Genomic DNA, 559 nt, shown 5'->3' on the forward strand with positions numbered 1-559 from the left:
GGTGCCGGTGGCATTGATGGGCACCTTCGCGACCATGCTGACGTTGGGTTTCTCGATCAACGTGCTGACCATGTTCGGCATGGTGCTGGCCATCGGTATTCTGGTGGACGACGCCATCGTGGTGGTGGAGAACGTCGAACGGATCATGGCCACCGAGGGCCTGTCGCACAAGGAAGCCACGCGCAAAGCCATGACGCAGATCACCGGCGCGATCATCGGCATCACGCTGGTGCTGGTCGCGGTGTTCATTCCGATGGCGTTCATGCAGGGTTCGGTCGGGGTGATTTACCAACAGTTCTCGCTGTCGATGGCGACGTCGATTCTGTTCTCGGCGTTCCTTGCTCTGACCCTGACGCCGGCATTGTGCGCGACGCTGCTCAAGCCGATCGCCAAGGGTGAGCATCATGAAAAGTCCGGGTTCTTCGGCTGGTTCAACCGCCGCTTCGAGCGCCTCACCGATCGTTATCAAGGCTGGGTCGGCTATGCGTTGAAACGCAGTGGCCGTTATCTGCTGATTTACGTCGTGTTGCTGGTCGGGTTGGGCCTGTGCTTCGCGCGC

Annotated in this window: 1 protein-coding gene; it reads left to right on the forward strand. The window is 60.1% G+C overall.

The window, feature by feature from the left end:
- The coding region (locus BK660_RS32345) for an efflux RND transporter permease subunit (protein ID WP_148057564.1) at positions 1 to 559 on the forward strand (559 nt) is incomplete at both ends.

Source organism: Pseudomonas brassicacearum (assembly GCF_003732265.1).
GTDB lineage: Bacteria > Pseudomonadota > Gammaproteobacteria > Pseudomonadales > Pseudomonadaceae > Aquipseudomonas > Aquipseudomonas brassicacearum_D.